Below are 17,220 nucleotides of genomic sequence, written 5' to 3' on the forward strand. Positions count from 1 at the left end.
TCTACGGGGAGTTGGCCGTCGACCGCAACGACGAGATCGGACGACACCCGCCGCGCGATCCCGGCCGCCTGGAGCTCTCACCGACCGGCCACACAGCGGAACATTTCATGCTATAAGCACACCTCACTGCCATAGTGCGGTCATGGAGACCATGCCCGTCGGCCGCCCCCCAAACTCCCCCCGCCAGGAGTCCCGGCACCGGCGCCCCCGCCCTGCCCTGCGCACCCCGCGCGCGGCCCTGACCCTGGCCCTCGCCGGCGCCGTCACCGGTGCCGCCGTGGTCACCGCCCTGCTCCCGCGCGCAGCCCGCGACTCGCCCGCCCCCGGCCCGGCCGCCTCCCCGGGCCCGGCGCCCGCTCCCGGCGCACCGGGCATCGGCGACCCCCTCATGCCGCTCGCCGGCAACGGCGGCTACACGGTCCGCCGCTACACGCTCGACTTCGACTGGCGGGCGCCCCGGACGCCGTTCGCCGCCGGCGCGACCGTCAGCGCCACCGCCACCCAGTCCCTGTCCCGCTTCGACCTCGACTTCGCGGGCAACGCGCTGCACCAGGTGACGGTCGACGGCGCACCGGCCACCGCCGTACGGAACGGCGACGAACTCGTCGTCACCCCCGCGCGCCCCATCCCCCAAGGCAGCGCGTTCACCGTCCGCGTCACCTACACCGCCGATCCGACGCGGAGCAGGCACCGCGACGACGCGATCCGGGACTACGGCTGGGTGCCCACCGCCGACGGCACGTTGGTCTGCGCCCAGCCCGACGGCGCCAAACTGATCTTCCCGGCGAACGACCACCCCAGCCTGCGGGCGCCCATCACCTTCCACATCACCACCCCGCCCGGCATCAGCGCCGCGGCCAACGGCCGACTGGTCGGCACCGTCCGGCGACCAGACGGACGTGTCAGATGGACCTACGACTCCGAGCAGCCGATCGCGGCGCAGCTGGTCCAGATGGCGATCGGGAAGTTCACGTTCGTCGACGGCACCGGCCCGCGCGGCCTGCCGGTCCGGGACGTGGTCCCGGACGACCTGGTCGGCGACACGGCGGACTTCCGCTCGCTCACCCCGGAGCATCTCGCGTGGCTGGAACGACGCCTCGGCCCGTACCCGTTCCGCCGCTACGGCGTGCTGGTCGGGGACACCGACCTGCCGGTGGCCCTGGAGACGCAGTCGCTGTCGGTCGTACCGAAGGACGACCTGCTGGGCGACCGGGTCGACGCCGAACGCAACCTCGTGCACGAGCTGACCCACCACTGGACGGGTGACAGCGTCGCCATCCGGCGCTGGTCCGACCTGTGGCTGAGTGAGGGTCACGCGCGCTTCTACGAACGTCTGTACTCCGACGAGCACGGCGGGGCCGGTCTGGAGGCCGCGATGCGGGCGGCCTACGAACAGCACGACCAGTGGCGGCACGACGAAGGGGCGCCCGCCGAACCCACGGAGCCGACGCTGTTCAAGGTGATGCGCTACGACGGCTCGGCGCTGGTGCTGTACGCCCTGCGGGAGAAGGTCGGCGCGGAGACCTTCGAGCGGATCGAGCACTCCTGGGTGACGGCGTATCAGGGCCGGGCGGCCGGCACCCGGGACTTCATCGCCCTCGCGTCACGGGTCGCCGGCGAGGACCTGAGCCCGTTCCTGACCCCCTGGTTGTACGGGCCGCACACCCCGCCCATGCCGGGCCACCCCGACTGGCGGGTGGACCCGGTCGAGGACTGAGCCGGCACGCCGCCGACCGAGTGGCCCCTGCCCGGCCGCTCGGCCACCCCGGTGACCCTTGGCGCGACACGGCGCGAAAGGCACGGAAACGTACCAGGGGTGGCGTCCAGGACAACTGCCTTTGTTCTGGTGGAGACGAACATGTCTGGAGAACCGTGCAATGAGAAGACCGGCCACCCCGCGTGTTCCCAACTCCCTCCGCGAGTGCCGCCGGACGGCCTGCGTGATCGCGTCGGCTGCGGTGCTGGTGCCGCTGCTGCTCATCCCGCTGGCCGACGACGAGGCACCTGACCAGCAGTTGCAGAACACCTTCACGGAGGCCGCCCGCGAGTTCCACGTGCCGCGCAGTGTGCTCATGAGCGTGTCCTACATGCAGACGCGCTGGGACACCCATTCGGGCGCTCCCAGCGTCGCGGGCGGCTACGGGCCGATGCACCTGGTGGACACCGGCCGCATCGAGGCCCCGGCGGTGGCGGCGGGCCCGTCGGCGCAGCACGGCGCCGGCACCCGGCCTGACACGGGCGATGCGGCCGCCCCTGCCGCCCCTGAGACCTCCCCCTCGCCGGGCCACACCGTACAGCCGGCGGACCTGGACCGCGCCGCACGCCTGCTGGAGGTCCCGGCCGAACGCCTGCGGACGGATCCCACCGCCAACATCCGCGGCGGCGCGGCGATCCTGGCGGCCACACAACGCCAGCTCGGCAAGCCCCTCACCACCAACCCGGCGGACTGGTGGGAGGCGGTCCAGCACTACCCGGGCACCCGCGACATCACGGCGGCGACCGCCTACGCCAACGATGTCTTCGACGTGATCCGCAAGGGAGCGCACCGCACCACCGCCGAAGGACAGGACGTCACCCTCGCCGCCAATCCCCGCGTACGCCCCCACGTCACCCGCGCCCAGACCCCACCGCGGCCCAAGGAGGTCGAGTGCCCGGCGGAGCTGGCCTGCGACTGGCTCAGCGCCCCGTACGAGGAGATCGACGAGGACGGCGACTACGGCAACCACGACCTCGGCAACCGGCCCGTCGACCAGAAGATCGACTACATCGTCATCCACGACACCGAGGCGTATCTGCCGAACATGTTCAAGACGGTGCAGGACCCCACGGAGGCGTCGTGGCACTACTCGATCCGCTCCAGCGACGGCCACATCACCCAGCACGTGCGGACCAAGGACGAGGCCTGGCACTCCGGCAACCAGTTCGTGAACGCCCGCTCGATCGGCATCGAGCACGAGGGCTTCCTCACCCAGCCCGGCAAGTGGTTCACGGAACCGATGTACCGGGCCTCGGCGCGCCTGGTGCGCTACCTGGCGAAGAAGTACCAGGTCCCGCTCGACCGGCAGCACATCATCGGTCATGACAACGTGCCGTCGCCGACCGCCGACAGCATCCCCGACATGCACGACGACCCCGGTCCCTTCTGGGACTGGCGGCACTACTTCGACCTGCTCGGCGCGCCGCTGCGGGCCTCGGCCGGACCGGACAGCGACATGGTGATGATCCTGCCGGACTACGCCACCCACAAGCCCCCGTTCACCGGGTGCAAGGGCGACGGTCACCCGTGTCCGCCGCACGGCTCCAACGCCGTACGCCTCCACACGCGGCCGGACGACAACGCCCCGCTGATCCAGGACCCCGGCCGCAAGCCGGACGGCGACCCGTCCACGGAGGACGTCAACGACCTGGGCTCACGCGTCTCCGCGGGCCAGGCCTTCGCCGTCGCCGAGCGGAGCGGCGACTGGACGGCGATCTGGTTCCAGGGCAACAAGGCATGGTTCAGGAACCCGCAGAGACAACCGACGGCCGTCGGCGCGAGCGGCAGCATGGTGACGCCCAAGGAAGGCCTGGACGAGATCCCGGTGTACGGGCGTGCCCTCCCGGAGGAGGACGCCTACCCCGAGGACGTGGAGGAGGAGCCCGAATCGCCGCTGCCCTACCGGCTCCAGGCGGGCCAGCGCTATGTGACACAGGCTCGGGTCCGCAGCTCGTACGTCCCCCGGTCGTCCATCGTCGACTCACCCGAGCCGGTGGTGAAGGGCCGCGAGGGGTACTACGAGATCCAGTTCGGCCACCGCCTCGCCTACGTCCGGGCGAGCGACGTGGACGTCGTCGAGAGCGCCTCCGCCGCGGCGGGACCACCGGCGGCGCGGGACGACCGCCCGGCGGGGCACTAGGCGGCCAGTTCCGCCCGGTCCCCCATCACCACGACCGGATCGCGCGCCGGATCGAGCGTGCGCAGCAGGAATGCCATGGCCTGCCGGGAGACGCTGACGCAGGCCGAGGTGCCGCTGCCGTGGTCCAGGTGCAACCAGATACCGCCGCCCTTGTCCTGGCCCCAGGGGCGACCGGCGTCGCGCGGCGGGGTACCTCGCAGGCGGTTGTAGTCGATGGCGATGACGTAGTCGAAGTCGTGCTGGTGCGCCTCGTCCCATTCGGCCGGTGGCGTATAGGCGCTGACGTCGTGATCGTAGGGCAGTCGGGCTCCCGGGTCGCGGAGCACGCCGCCCGCGTCGGAGAGGGTGAAGACACCCACCGGGCTGCGCTGGTCCCCCTCGTGGTGGTCGGTGGTCCAGCCGTGCCGCCCGTTGTGGGCGGGCCAACTGCCCGCCGGGTGCCACCGGGCGCCACGCCGGGTGTACAGCACCAGCCTGGACTCGGCGGAGTCCACGCCCTCGCCGTAGACGGCCACGATCTGGCGGGAGGCTTCGGGGATCCGCCGGTAGAGGCGGGCGCCGACGCCCGGGACACGGGTCGGGTCGGTCGTGGGAGCGGAGGAGACGGTCGGGCCCTGCGCGGTCGGGCCGTGCGCGGTCGGGCCCTGCGCGGTCCGGTCGCGGGGCGCCGGGGCACCGTCGGTCCGGGCGGGGCCGGATGCGGGGCCGCCGCACGCGGTGAGGACCGCGAAGAGCGTCCCCAGGGCCACCACCCCAACCGTCACACGCCGCCGCACGCTGTCGATCTCGATGTGCACCGGGCCATGGTGACAGCGCACACCGGCTGATCGTGCGATCTCCCCGGCATTCACCGAGCCGGGTGACCGGCCACCCGGCCGCCCCCTGCGGGACTCGGGAAAACCGTTTGAAATTCAGCACGCTTCGGAGCCAACCTGTCACGGTCTGTCAGCGCTCATCGCCGCTTCCCCCTCCCCTGACACGAGCCACTGGGACGTCATGCAGATTCAAGACCTTCCGTATCCCGATCCCGGCGTCCCCGACGCGCGCTCGGGCCCCCGATTCCTGTGGTGGCTCTGGCTGAACCAGCTGGGCGGGCAGCTGAAGTCGCTCGCCTGGGGCCTGCTGCACTTCGTGTCCGTCTCGGCCCTGCCCTTCTGCGTCGGCCTCGCCGTCCAGGCGGTCGTCGACCGCTCCGGCACCCGGCTCGCCCTGACGGGTGCTCTGCTGCTGCTGTGCGGCACGGGCATCGCCCTCGGCGAGACCTTCCTGCACCGGGCCGCCGTCACCAACTGGATCACGGCCGCCACGCGCGTCCAGCAACTGCTGGCCCGCAAGGCCGCCCAGCTGGGATCCGCCCTGACCATGCGGGTGGCCGCCGGAGAGGTGGTGGCCGTCTCCACCGGCGACGTCGAGAGGATCGGCTGGTTCGTCGAGGCCGTCTCCCGGTTCACCGCGGCCGCGTTGACGGTCGTCGTGGTCGGTGCCGGGCTCCTCGTCTACCAGCCCGCCCTGGGCGTGGTCGTCGCCGTCGGACTGCCCGTGGTGGCCCTCGCGGTGCTGCCTCTGCTGCCCCGTGCCACGCGCCGCGCCGACGTGCAGCGCGAGAAGGCGGGCCGGGCCACCGAGCTGGCCTCGGACACGGTCGCCGGACTGCGCGTACTGCGCGGCATCGGCGGCGAGGAACTGTTCCTCGACCGCTACCGCCGCGCCTCGCAGGAGGTACGCCACGCCGCGGTGCGCAGCGCCCGGATGTGGTCACTGATCTCCGCCCTCCAGGTGCTGCTCCCCGGCCTGCTGCTCATCGCCGTCGTCTGGCACGGCGTCCAGCTCGCCCGCCAGGGCCGTGTCACGGTCGGCGAGCTCGTCACCGTCTACAGCGCGGTGATGATCCTCAACTATCCGCTGCGGCACTTCGAGGAGATCGCCATGGCGTACTCCTTCTCACGCCCGTCGGCCAGACGGACGGCCGGCGTCCTGTCGCTGGAGCGGTCCACCGCCACCGAGGGCAACCGCGCGCCGGAGGTACCGGACGGCGACCTGTACGACCCCGGCACCGGTCTGCTGGCTCCCGCGGGCCGTCTCACCGCAGTGGTCTGCGGCGACCCGGACGCGGCGGGCAGGCTCGCGGAGCGGCTGGGTGGCCATCCCGCCGAGCCGGGCCGCTCGGTGCTGCTCGGCGGGGTGCCGCTGGACGAACTCCCCCTGGACAGCGCCCGTACCGCCGTCCTCGTCCAGGACAAGGATCCGGTGCTGTTGTCCGGGACCCTGCGTGAACTGCTCGACGTCCCCGCCTCCGGAACCGTACGCGCCGCGGACGCGCTGGATGCGGCGCAGTGCGGCGACGTCCTGGACGCTCTCGTCCAGGGGTCACTGGGCGCCGCGGACCCGATGGACGCCCGCATCACCGAACGCGGGCGCTCCCTGTCCGGTGGCCAGCGCCAGCGGCTCGCGCTGGCCCGGTCGCTGATCACGGACCCCGAGGTGCTGGTGCTGGACGAGCCGACCTCCGCGGTCGACTCGCACACCGAGGCCCGGATCGCGGACGGGCTGCGCCGGCTGCGCTCGGGGCGCACGACGGTGGTGTTCACCTCCTCTCCGCTGCTCCTCGACCGCGCGGACCGGGTCGCCCTGGTCGCCGAGGGCAAGGTCGTGGCGGTCGGCGTGCACCGCGAACTGATCGTCAGCGAGCCGCGATACCGGGCCGTGGTGACGCGGGAGACGGACGACGAACTGGCCGCGGCCGACGAGGCGGCCCTGGTGGGCGCGCGGCAGGAGCTCGAAGAAATCGAGGAGAGCGCATGATCGGCGTTGCGCCACCCGTCTACGACCCGGCGGCCCCGACGACCGCCACCACCCTGCCCGTCGGCGCGGCCACGACCGTGCGTGCCTACGTCGCCGAGCTGTTCCGCCGGCACCGCCGGGCCTTCCTGCTGCTGGTCGCGGTGAACACGGTGGCCGTGGTCGCGTCCATGGTGGGTCCGTACCTGCTCGGCGGCCTGGTCGAGCGGGTGTCGGACGGGGCCCGGGAGCTTCATCTGGGCCTGACCGCCGGGCTGTTCGTGCTCGCGCTCGCCGTACAGGCCGTGTTCGTGCGGCAGGTACGGCTGCGGGGTGCGATGCTCGGCGAGCGGATGCTGGCCGACCTGCGGGAGGACTTCCTGGTCCGGTCGGTCGGGCTGCCGCCGGGCGTGCTGGAACGGGCGGGCACCGGCGATCTGCTGTCCCGCATCACCACCGACATCGACCGTCTGGCCAACGCGATGCGCGAGGCCGTGCCCCAGCTGGCCATCGGTGGCGTGTGGGCTCTGCTGCTGCTCGGCGGGCTCGTGGTGACGGCGCCGCCGCTGGCGGCCGCAGTGCTGCTCGCCGTACCGGTGCTGGTGGCCGGGTGCCGGTGGTACTTCAAACGGGCGCCCTCCGGATACCGCTCCGAGGCCGCCGGGTACGCGGCGGTCTCCTCCGCTCTCGCCGAGACGGTCGACGCGAGTCGCACCGTCGAGGCGCACCGGCTCGGCCCCCGCCGCGTCGCCCTGTCGGAACGGCGGATCAAGGAGTGGACGGCCTGGGAGCGGTACACGCTCTGGCTGCGGTCCGTACTCTTCCCGGTCATCAACGCCGTGCACGTCATCGTGCTGGGCTCGGTCCTCCTGGCCGGCGGGGCGTTCGTCCTGCGCGGCTGGATCGGGGTGGGCCAGCTGACCACGGGCGCCCTCGTCGCCCAGATGCTCGTCGATCCGGTGAACCTGATCCTGCGCTGGTACGACGAGGTGCAGGTCGCCCAGGTGTCGCTGGCCCGTCTGGTGGGTGTGCGGGACATCGAGCCCGACGCCGGGGACGCCTCGCTGGCACCGGACGGACGGGACGTGCACGCCGACCGGGTGCACTTCGGCTACCGCGAGGGCGTCGACGTGCTCCGCAACGTGTCCCTGGAGGTCGCCCCGGGCACCCGGCTGGCCCTGGTCGGCCCGTCGGGCGCGGGCAAGTCCACCCTCGGCAGGCTGCTCGCCGGGATCTACGCGCCACGGGACGGCCGGATCACCCTGGGCGGCGCGGAGCTGTCCCGGATGCCGGCGGAACGCGTCCGCTCGCACGTCGCCCTCGTCAACCAGGAGCACCACGTCTTCGTCGGCTCCCTGCGCGACAACCTCCTGCTGGCCCGCAGCGGTGCCACGGACGCCGAGCTGTGGGCGGCCCTGGGCGCGGTCGACGCGGATGCCTGGGCGCGGGCGCTGGACGACGACCTGGACACCGAGGTCGGCTCCGGCGGCCTCGCGCTGACCCCCGCGCAGGCCCAGCAGATCGCGCTGGCCAGGCTCGTGCTCGCCGATCCGCACACGCTGGTCCTGGACGAGGCGACCTCGCTGCTCGACCCGCGCGCGGCCCGGCATCTGGAGCGGTCCCTGGCCCGCGTGCTGGACGGCCGCACGGTGGTCGCCATCGCCCACCGTCTGCACACCGCCCATGACGCCGACGTGATCGCCGTCGTGGACGACGGACGCATCAGCGAGCTGGGCAGCCACGACGAGCTGGTCACGGCCGACGGCGCGTACGCCGCGCTCTGGCGGTCCTGGCACGGATGAGGCGGCACCGACCACGCGGCCGACCGGTACGACGGCCCCGTGGCCGCCCGCGGCGCAGGTCTCCCCGTTCCGCACGGCGCTGCCATCGCCCGTGACGCGGCCAAAACCACCGGCGCCCGCGTCCGCGGCGACCGCGGCCGGGAGCAGCGGGGGCACGGCGGGGCCGGCATGCGGGCGGGTCTGCTGGCGTCGAGGGGGAACCGGCCGAAGGGACGGCGGGCCATGGGAACAGGCCGCCTGCGCCGAGTGCGGGTCCAGCGAAGCCTGCCGACGCCTGGGACAGCGGCGGACCGGCTTGTGGCCAGCTGCGGCCGGGGATGGACGGCGGGAGGGACTTCCGGCCGTGCCGGTCGGCGTGGGGGACAGCGGTGGGGTGGCATGCGGCGGAGTCCGCCGGCCTCGGCGGGGCGGCGTGTGGCGGAGTCCGCCAGGGCTCGGGGCGGCCAGGTGTGGGCCGGTCGGTGCGCGGTGGCGCCTGCCGGGAGCCGGTGCAGGGTGCGAGCCCGGGCCGGCGCCGGCGTCCGTGCCGTTGCGCGGTGCCGAGCAGGGGTGGAAGGCTGGAGAACGGCACAGGCTCGGGGAACGCTGCGGAACCACCCGGTCCGCAGCGTGTGACACCTGCGCCGCGCGTGCCGACGGCCCGGCGCCCCTCGCGGTGGCCCATGGCCGTCCTCACCACCAGGAGGTACTCGTGGACAGCGCCGACGGCTGGGGGGACGACGTCTACCAGCCCGATTCCTCGGAGATCCGGGAGGATTCGGGGGTGCTCGACGTCGAGGACACACTGGACTTCGACGGCGTCGACGACCCGCTCGACCGCGGCTGGTCCCCTCCCGAGCGCCCCTGGGCGGTGGAGCGCCTCGGGGTGACGGCGGCCGAACGCCAGGCGGGCGAGACGCTCGACCAGCGGCTCGCCGAGGAGCTGCCCGACCTCGACACGGCCGACGGCGACGGCCTCGGTGACTGCACCGGAACCGACGGGGAACTCCTGGACAACGAGGTCGGCAACCTCCGCTCGGGCCGGCTGGTGGCCCCGGACGAGGGAGCGCACGAGGACGATGAGGCCGCCCTCGTCGCCACCGACGTCGGTATCGACGGCGCCGCCGCTTCCGCCGAGGAGGCCGCGATGCACATCGTCGACGAGGACTCCCTGTCCGGCTGAGCCCCACGAGGAGCCGCCATGCAGCAGGACGAGCAGCCCGACTACCGCCCCGTGGTCTTCCGGGACCGCGCCGCCGGCTACGCCTTTCTGACCCGGTCGACCGCGCGGAGCGAGCAGAGCATCGAGTGGGACGACGGCCAGACCTACCCGGTGATCGACGTGGAGATCTCCTCGGAGAGCCACCCCTTCTACACGGGCAAGGCCCGCACCGTCGACACCGAAGGCCGCATCGCCCGCTTCGAACGCCGGTACGGCGGAGCCGACGCAGGCGACGCGACCTGATCGCAAGCGCTGGCCCGGGCCTGGGGCCGGGAGCCTCAGATCACGTTGAGGGCGGCCGCGCAGCCCACACCACCGAGCAGCATGAACACGGGCATCAGCACCCTCAGCTCCACCCAGCTTCCGGCACGGAACCGCATCACCTTCGGCGGCCCCAGGGGGTACCAGCGCTTGCGGCCCACGGGGATCGGCCACAGGATCGGGCAGCCCGACACCGTCAGCGCGTCCCCGATGTCGTGCACCAGGGCACCGAGCACGATCGGCAGGCCGAGCCACAGGTACTCCTGCCCCGGCGCGGTGAACAGCCAGTCGGAGCCGTTGCCCGGCTTGTCCAGGATGCCCGCGAGAATCCATGCGCTCGTCGCCGCCAGCAGCCAGACCAGGACATCGCTGCTGGAGCCGCGCGCCGCCCGCCACAGCAGACCCTCGATCGCCAGCACCATGTGGACGAACAGGATCGCCAGCACCGCCCAGCGGCCCCCCGTGATCGCCGCCGCAGAGCACCCGGCGCCGATCATGACCGCCCACACCCAGGTGTGCGTCAGCGTGCGGTGGCCGCCCGAGCGGCGCGGGTCGCCCTGTTTCCTGGTCGATTTGTAGACGGCGTACGACAGCTTGTCCACGATCTCGCAGAGCCAGCGCGAGAACGGCCCGAAGGCCCGGGAGATGGTGGCCGCCTTGTGGTCGAGGTCCGGGGCGAGCGCGGCGCCGGCGCAGATCAGGGCGCCGACGAGCAGCACCGGCCAGGGCATCGGGCGCCCGGCCGCGGCGGCGGCCGCTCCGACGCCGAGCCAGGCCGCGGCCCCCGACAGTGAGTGTGCTGGTCCCATCATGGCCGCTTCCCGCCCCATTCCTCGTGTGCCGCTGTCCAGTTGACCTGGTGCGCCGACCCTGCGTCGGCGTCACAGCGTAGCGGCCATGATCTTCGTGCCCGCAGCCGATTCCCTTCTCGGGGACGAGGCCAGGCAAGATGGGGGCGTGACCCTCATCGATCAGCTGCCGCCGACCGCCGACCCCGACGCCCTGTACGAAGCCTTCGAGTCGTGGGCGCAGGATCGCGGCCTCACCCTCTACCCGCATCAGGAGGAGGCGCTGATCGAGGTGGTCTCCGGGGCGAACGTGATCGTCTCGACGCCCACCGGCTCCGGCAAAAGCATGATCGCCGCCGGCGCGCACTTCGCCGCCCTCGCACGGGACGAGGTCACCTTCTACACCGCCCCGATCAAGGCACTGGTGTCGGAGAAGTTCTTCGAGCTGTGCAAGCTCTTCGGCACCGAGAACGTCGGCATGCTCACCGGCGACGCCTCCGTGAACGCCGACGCGCCCGTGATCTGCTGCACCGCCGAGGTCCTGGCCTCGATCGCGCTGCGCGACGGCAAGAACGCGGACGTCGGCCAGGTCGTCATGGACGAGTTCCACTTCTACGCCGAGGGCGACCGCGGCTGGGCCTGGCAGATCCCGATTCTCGAGCTCCCTCAGGCACAGTTCATCCTGATGTCGGCCACTTTGGGTGACGTGTCCTTCTTCGAGAAGGACCTCACCCGCCGCACCGGCCGCCCCACCTCGGTGGTCCGCTCGGCGACCCGCCCGGTGCCGCTCTCCTACGAGTACAAGTTCACGCCGCTCACCGAGACGCTCACGGACCTGCTGGAGAGCAAGCAGGCGCCGGTGTACATCGTGCACTTCACGCAGGCGCAGGCCGTGGAGCGGGCGCAGGCGCTGATGAGTATCAACATGTGCTCGCGCGAGGAGAAGGAGCAGATCGCCGAGCTGATCGGCAGCTTCCGCTTCACCACCAAGTTCGGCCGCAACCTCTCCCGTTATGTCCGGCACGGCATCGGCGTCCACCACGCCGGCATGCTGCCCAAGTACCGGCGTCTGGTGGAGAAGCTCGCCCAGGCCGGTCTGCTGAAGGTCATCTGCGGCACGGACACGCTCGGCGTGGGCGTCAACGTGCCCATCCGTACGGTGTTGTTCACGGCGCTGACCAAGTACGACGGCAGTCGTGTGCGCACCCTGCGGGCCCGGGAGTTCCACCAGATCGCGGGGCGGGCCGGCCGGGCCGGTTTCGACACGGCCGGGCTCGTCGTCGCGCAGGCGCCCGAGCACGTCATCGAGAACGAGAAGGCGCTGGCGAAGGCGGGTGACGATCCGAAGAAGCGGCGCAAGGTGGTGCGCAAGAAGGCTCCGGAGGGCTTCGTCGGCTGGACGGAGAACACCTTCCAGAAGCTGATCGATTCGGATCCGGAGCCGCTGACCTCGCGTTTCCGGGTCACGCACACGATGCTGCTGTCGGTGATCGCCCGCCCGGGCAACGCGTTCGAGGCGATGCGTCACCTGCTGGAGGACAACCACGAGCCGCGCAGGCAGCAGCTGAGGCACATCCGCCGGGCGATCGCGATCTACCGCTCGCTGCTCGACGGCGGCATCGTGGAGAAGCTCGACCAGCCCGACGCCGAGGGCCGCATCGTCCGGCTCACGGTCGACCTGCAGCAGGACTTCGCGCTCAACCAGCCGCTGTCCACGTTCGCGCTCGCCTCGTTCGAACTCCTCGACCCCGAGTCGCCGTCCTACGCCCTCGACATGGTGTCCGTCGTCGAGTCCACCCTGGACGACCCGCGGCAGATCCTCGTCGCCCAGCAGAACAAGGCGCGTGGCGAGGCCGTGGCCGCGATGAAGGCGGACGGCGTCGAGTACGAGGAGCGCATGGAGCGCCTCCAGGACGTCACCTACCCGAAGCCCCTGGAAGAGCTGCTCTTCCACGCGTACAACACCTACCGCAAGAGCCACCCCTGGGTCGGCGACCACCCGCTGTCGCCGAAGTCCGTGATCCGCGACATGTACGAACGGGCACTGTCCTTCACGGAGTTGGTGTCCTTCTACGAGCTGGCCCGCATCGAGGGCATCGTCCTGCGCTACCTGGCCAGCGCCTACAAGACCCTCGACCACACCATCCCGGACGACCTGAAGTCCGAGGACCTGCAGGACCTCATCGAGTGGCTCGGCGAGATGGTGCGCCAGGTGGACTCCAGCCTGCTGGACGAGTGGGAGCAGCTCGCGAACCCGGAGGAGATGACCGCCGAGGAGGCCCAGGAGAAGGCCGACGAGGTCAAGCCGGTCACGGCCAACGCGCGCGCCTTCCGGGTCCTGGTCCGCAACGCGATGTTCCGCCGCGTGGAGCTGGCCGCCCTCGACCAGGTCGATGAGCTGGGCGAGATGGACGCCGAGTCCGGCTGGGACGCCGACGCCTGGGGCGAGGCGATGGACACGTACTGGGACGAGTACGAGGACCTCGGTACCGGTCCCGACGCCCGCGGCCCCAAGCTTCTGGTCATCAAGGAGGAGCCGGAGAACGGACTCTGGCGCGTCCGCCAGATCTTCGACGACCCGAACGGCGATCACGACTGGGGCATCAGCGCGGAGATCGACCTCACGGCCTCCGACGCCGAAGGCCGTGCCGTCGTCCGCGTCACCGACGTCGGCCAGCTGTGAGCCGCTGCCGACCAGTTGTGAGCCAAGGAGAATCCCACCGATGACGAACCCGGCCGAGAGACTGGTCGACCTGCTCGACCTGGAGCAGATCGAGGTCAACATCTTCCGTGGCCGAAGCCCGCAGGAGTCGCTGCAGCGGGTCTTCGGCGGCCAGGTGGCGGGCCAGGCCCTGGTCGCCGCCGGCCGCACCACGGAGGGCGACCGCCCGGTGCACTCGCTGCACGCGTACTTCCTGCGTCCGGGCCACCCCGGCGTACCGATCGTGTACCAGGTGGAGCGGGTCCGCGACGGCCGGTCGTTCACCACGCGCCGGGTCACGGCCGTGCAGCAGGGCCGCACGATCTTCAATCTCACCGCCTCCTTTCACAAGCCTGAGGAAGGACCGTTCGAGCACCAGCTGCCGCCGGCCCGCGAGGTGCCGGAGCCGGAGTCGCTGCCCACGGTCACCGAGGAGATCCGCAAGCATCTGGGCGCGCTGCCGGAGCAGTTGGAGCGGATGGCGCGCCGCCAGCCCTTCGACATCCGCTACGTCGACCGGCTGCGCTGGAACGCCGAGGAGATCGACGGGGCCGAGCCGCGCAGTGCCGTGTGGATGCGCGCGGTCGGGCCGCTCGGTGACGACCCGTTGGTCCACACGTGCGCGCTGACCTACGCCAGTGACATGACCCTCCTGGACGCGGTCCGTATCCCCGTCGAACCCCTGTGGGGTCCGCGGAACTTCGACATGGCCTCGCTGGACCACGCCATGTGGTTCCACCGGCCGTTCCGCGCGGACGAGTGGTTCCTGTACGACCAGGAGTCGCCGATCATCACCGGCGGGCGGGGCCTGGCCCGCGGCCGTATCTACGACCTGCAGGGGCGCCTGCTTGTCTCCGTCGTCCAGGAGGGCCTGTTCAGGTCGCTGTAGCGAGCCGGCGGCCGGACCCGGCGGCCGGGTGCTTCAGACCTGGGCCGGCCGGGGGTTTCTCCGCCGCAGCCAGGAGCGCAGAGTACGACGGGGCTGCGCCGGGGCCCGCTCGGGCCGACGGTGACCCGGGCGGGACGAGGACACCGCTGCCGGCCGCACCACCGGCACGCCGTGCCCCTCGGACGCTCGGCTCACCGGTGCGTCCGTCGGATCGGCCGGTCCCGGCCGCGGCCCGCCGTTCGGCCTGAAGGCTCCGGCCACCGTCCCACCGCTCTGCGCCTCGGACACCTGTGCCGCGATCGGCTGTTCGCCGGGCGCCGACGCCTGGGCCGTCGGTTCCGCAAGCCGCGTGACCGTGCGGGCCATCGGCGGGATGGGCTGTGCCACCGCCCGCGCGCTCGGTGCCGCGCGGCGGGCGGTCGGGCGCGGGGCCCTGCAGAAGGCGCGGGCCTCCTCCAGGGCGTGGGCCAGCTCGCTGCGCAGCCACTCGGTCTCGTCCGCGTCCTGTGCCGTCGCGATCCGCTCGGCCAGGTGCGCGGCAGGCGATCCCGGCATGCCGTGACCTGGTGGCGTCGGGCGGAACCGGTTCAGGTAGGAGCGCTCGTACGGATCCCTGACGACGTCGGCGACCTCGACGGGCGAGAGGAAGGCCGCGACGGCTCCGGCCCGGGCCCACGGCTGCTCGGCCTGGCGCAGCAGGAAGCCGAGATGTCGCCCACGCCAGTTACGGGCACGCAGGTCCACCCCGGCGGCCAGCCGGGCGCGCAGGCTCTCGGACGTACGCCCCTTCAGCAGACGCGCACTCTCAGGCTGCGACGCGAAGTGCCGCAGTTCGTCCGCGAGATACAGCCAGACCACGGCACGGTAGCGGTTCAGATACCACGTCACCGGCACCAGCAGGCCCAGCCGGGCGAGGCGGGTGAAGCGACCGACCGGGATCTCCATGAGCGCGGCACCCTCGGTGGTACCCACCACCCGCACGCGGTCACGCAGGGCTTCCGCACACCCTTCCTGCGCACGGAGGCGGTCGATCTCCGCACGCTCCACCCTCCGGGCCCCTCCGCCGCCTTCGTCGGGCACGGTCCGGATGTGGCCGAGGTGCACGGCGAGCTCGAACTCGCCTCGCTTGAGGCCCAGTTGTCGCGCGGCATGGCTGGGTGCGCAGGTGACGGGCCGGGGCGGGCTGACAGTGCTTGCCGACATGGTCGTACTCCCCCGTGGAGTCGTGGGCTCACGCCCGGTGCGCTCGCCGTGCACACACCGTAGCCAATCCGGCGCAGGTCGTGGCGAGCCTGTGGATAACTCCACCGACGAAGGAGGAATCGCAGGTCAGAGGTCTGCGAGGGGAGTGCGCTCCGGTTGCCGGGCATCGACGCCGAGGTGTTCGCCGACGCGATTGACCAGCAGGGTCATCTCATAGGCGATCTGGCCGATGTCGGCCTCCGCACCGCTGAGCACGCACAGGCAGCTGCCGGTGCCGGCCGCGGTCACGAACAGGACGGCGTCGTCGTACTCGATCATGGTCTGGCGCACCCGGCCCGCGCCGAAGTGGCGTCCCGATCCTTTGGCCAGGCTGTGCAGTCCGGACGCCACGGCGGCCAGATGCTCGGCGTCCTCACGGCGTAGGCCCGTACTCGCGCCGGTGACCAGGCCGTCGTTGGACAGGACCAGTGCGTGCCGCACGTGGTCCACCCGCTCGGTCAGATCGTCCAGGAGCCAGCCGAGTCCCTGGTTCTGCGCCATCTCCGTCTCCCCGTGTGATGTCTCCCCCTGGCTGGAGGAACTCCCCGCCAGCCTTCCCCACCACCGGCGCCCGGGCAAGCAAGATGGGCGTATGGCACAGAAGATGACCGACGAGGAATGGCGGGCGTTCGTCTCGAACGGCACCCGGACCGGCAAGCTGTCCACCGTTCGCGCCGATGGGAGCCCTCATGTGGCCCCGATCTGGTTCCTGCTGGACGGCGACGAGCTCGTCTTCAACACCGGTAAGGAAACGGTGAAAGGGCGCAATCTGGCCCGCGACGGCCGGGTCGCCCTGTGCGTGGACGACGACCGGCCCCCGTTCCACTTCGTGGTGCTGAACGGCCGCGCCCGTGTGTCGGAGGAGCTGGACGAGGTGCGTCACTGGGCCACCCGGATCGCCGCCCGGTACATGGGCGAGGACCGCGCCGAGGAGTACGGCGCCCGCAACGGCGTTCCGGGGGAGCTGCTGGTCCGGGTCGGCATCGACCAGGTGGTGGCGGTGAAGGATCTGGCGGCCTGAGCGGCTGGGTCAGCCGACCGAGTCCAGGAGCCGGGCGGTGTGCATCCGCCCGGCGTACTCGACGAGCCTGATCAGGACCTCCTTGCCCGAGTCCCGCTCCCGCGCGTCGCACAGCACCACGGGGGTGCCCTGGTCGAGGTCCAGAGCCCGGGAGACGTCGTGCGCGCCGTAGGTACGGGCTCCGGCGAAGCAGTTGACGGCCACCACGAACGGTATCCGCCGGTGCTCGAAGTAGTCGACCGCGGGAAAACAGTCCTCCAGGCGCCGGGTGTCCGCGAGGACGACGGCACCGAGGGCACCCTGGGACAGCTCGTCCCAGAGGAACCAGAAGCGGTCCTGTCCGGGTGTGCCGAAGAGGTAGAGCGACAGACCGGAGCGGATGGTGATGCGCCCGAAGTCCATGGCGACGGTGGTGGTCACCTTCTGGTCCACGCCGTCGGTGTCGTCCACCGACTGCCCCGCCTCACTGAGCAGTTCCTCGGTGCGCAGCGGACGGATCTCGCTGACGGCCCCGACCAGGGTCGTCTTGCCGACGCCGAACCCTCCGGCGACGAGAATTTTCAATGCCAGGGCGGAGGTGTCGCCGACGGCGTCGGAGTGCTCGGTGACCATGATCACTTCTTTCGGGAGGACCGGCTGTG

Annotated in this window: 13 protein-coding genes and 1 pseudogene; 9 read left to right on the top strand and 5 right to left on the bottom strand. The window is 71.9% G+C overall.

From position 1 onward, the window contains the following. The first annotated feature begins 142 nt into the window (after positions 1-142). A complete protein-coding gene (locus IE244_RS20245; RefSeq protein ID WP_229854235.1) occupies positions 143-1,717 on the top strand; it encodes a M1 family metallopeptidase in 1,575 nt (524 codons plus the stop codon). Positions 1,718-1,940: 223 nt separating this feature from the next. Continuing rightward, on the top strand, positions 1,941-3,896 hold the full coding sequence (locus IE244_RS20250) for a peptidoglycan recognition protein family protein (protein ID WP_229854236.1): 1,956 nt from the start codon (positions 1,941-1,943) through the stop codon (positions 3,894-3,896). Here the strand turns inward: IE244_RS20250 and IE244_RS20255 are convergent. Then, a complete protein-coding gene (locus tag IE244_RS20255) occupies positions 3,893-4,693 on the bottom strand; it encodes a L,D-transpeptidase family protein (protein WP_229854237.1) in 801 nt (266 codons plus the stop codon). The two genes, IE244_RS20250 and IE244_RS20255, sit on opposite strands and share 4 nt — an antisense overlap. 199 nt (positions 4,694-4,892) lie before the next feature. On the opposite strand from IE244_RS20255, the gene IE244_RS20260 reads away from it, so the two are divergent. From IE244_RS20260 to IE244_RS20275, 4 genes are all read left to right on the top strand, one after another. After that, entirely contained in the window at positions 4,893-6,698 is a 1,806-nt protein-coding gene (locus IE244_RS20260) for an ABC transporter transmembrane domain-containing protein (protein ID WP_191874958.1), read from the top strand. Then, positions 6,695-8,476: an ABC transporter ATP-binding protein gene (locus IE244_RS20265; RefSeq protein ID WP_191874959.1), complete on the top strand. Its 1,782-nt coding sequence runs from the start codon at positions 6,695-6,697 to the stop codon at positions 8,474-8,476. The genes IE244_RS20260 and IE244_RS20265 overlap by 4 nt, the downstream gene beginning before the upstream one ends. 691 nt (positions 8,477-9,167) lie before the next feature. Further along, positions 9,168-9,638: a DUF5709 domain-containing protein gene (locus tag IE244_RS20270; RefSeq protein WP_191874960.1), complete on the top strand. Its 471-nt coding sequence runs from the start codon at positions 9,168-9,170 to the stop codon at positions 9,636-9,638. 18 nt (positions 9,639-9,656) lie between these two features. Continuing rightward, the gene (locus tag IE244_RS20275) at positions 9,657-9,920 is read left to right on the top strand and encodes a type B 50S ribosomal protein L31 (RefSeq protein ID WP_191874961.1); all 264 of its coding nucleotides are present in this window, start codon (positions 9,657-9,659) and stop codon (positions 9,918-9,920) included. Between the two features lie 35 nt (positions 9,921-9,955). On the opposite strand, the gene IE244_RS20280 is transcribed toward IE244_RS20275, so the two are convergent. Next, positions 9,956-10,750 carry a metal-dependent hydrolase gene (locus IE244_RS20280; protein ID WP_191874962.1) on the bottom strand — a complete coding sequence of 265 codons (795 nt, stop codon included), beginning with the start codon at positions 10,748-10,750 and terminating at the stop codon, positions 9,956-9,958. Positions 10,751-10,895: 145 nt separating this feature from the next. Here IE244_RS20280 and IE244_RS20285 point away from each other — a divergent pair, with 145 nt between their 5' ends. Continuing rightward, positions 10,896-13,409 (top strand): DEAD/DEAH box helicase, encoded by a 2,514-nt coding sequence (locus tag IE244_RS20285; RefSeq protein WP_191874963.1) that lies wholly within the window; start codon positions 10,896-10,898, stop codon positions 13,407-13,409. A gap of 40 nt (positions 13,410-13,449) precedes the next feature. Then, complete coding sequence (locus IE244_RS20290) at positions 13,450-14,316, top strand: acyl-CoA thioesterase (protein ID WP_191874964.1); 867 nt, start codon at positions 13,450-13,452, stop codon at positions 14,314-14,316. Positions 14,317-14,682: 366 nt separating this feature from the next. On the opposite strand, the pseudogene IE244_RS42080 reads toward IE244_RS20290, so the two are convergent. Both IE244_RS42080 and IE244_RS20300 read right to left on the bottom strand, forming a co-directional pair. After that, positions 14,683-15,519 (bottom strand): annotated as a pseudogene (locus IE244_RS42080) (DUF6397 family protein); the annotation flags it as partial. A gap of 126 nt (positions 15,520-15,645) precedes the next feature. Beyond that, positions 15,646-16,059, bottom strand: a complete 414-nt coding sequence (locus IE244_RS20300) for a roadblock/LC7 domain-containing protein (RefSeq protein ID WP_191874965.1) — start codon at positions 16,057-16,059, stop codon at positions 15,646-15,648. 91 nt (positions 16,060-16,150) lie between these two features. On the opposite strand from IE244_RS20300, the gene IE244_RS20305 reads away from it, so the two are divergent. Continuing rightward, complete coding sequence (locus IE244_RS20305) at positions 16,151-16,579, top strand: PPOX class F420-dependent oxidoreductase (RefSeq protein WP_031160280.1); 429 nt, start codon at positions 16,151-16,153, stop codon at positions 16,577-16,579. A 9-nt stretch (positions 16,580-16,588) separates the two neighbouring features. Here IE244_RS20305 and IE244_RS20310 read toward each other — a convergent pair whose 3' ends face one another. Further along, the gene (locus IE244_RS20310; protein ID WP_191874966.1) at positions 16,589-17,191 is read right to left on the bottom strand and encodes a GTP-binding protein; all 603 of its coding nucleotides are present in this window, start codon (positions 17,189-17,191) and stop codon (positions 16,589-16,591) included. Positions 17,192-17,220 lie beyond the last annotated feature (29 nt).

It is taken from the genome of Streptomyces filipinensis (assembly GCF_014649495.1).
GTDB lineage: Bacteria > Actinomycetota > Actinomycetes > Streptomycetales > Streptomycetaceae > Streptomyces > Streptomyces filipinensis.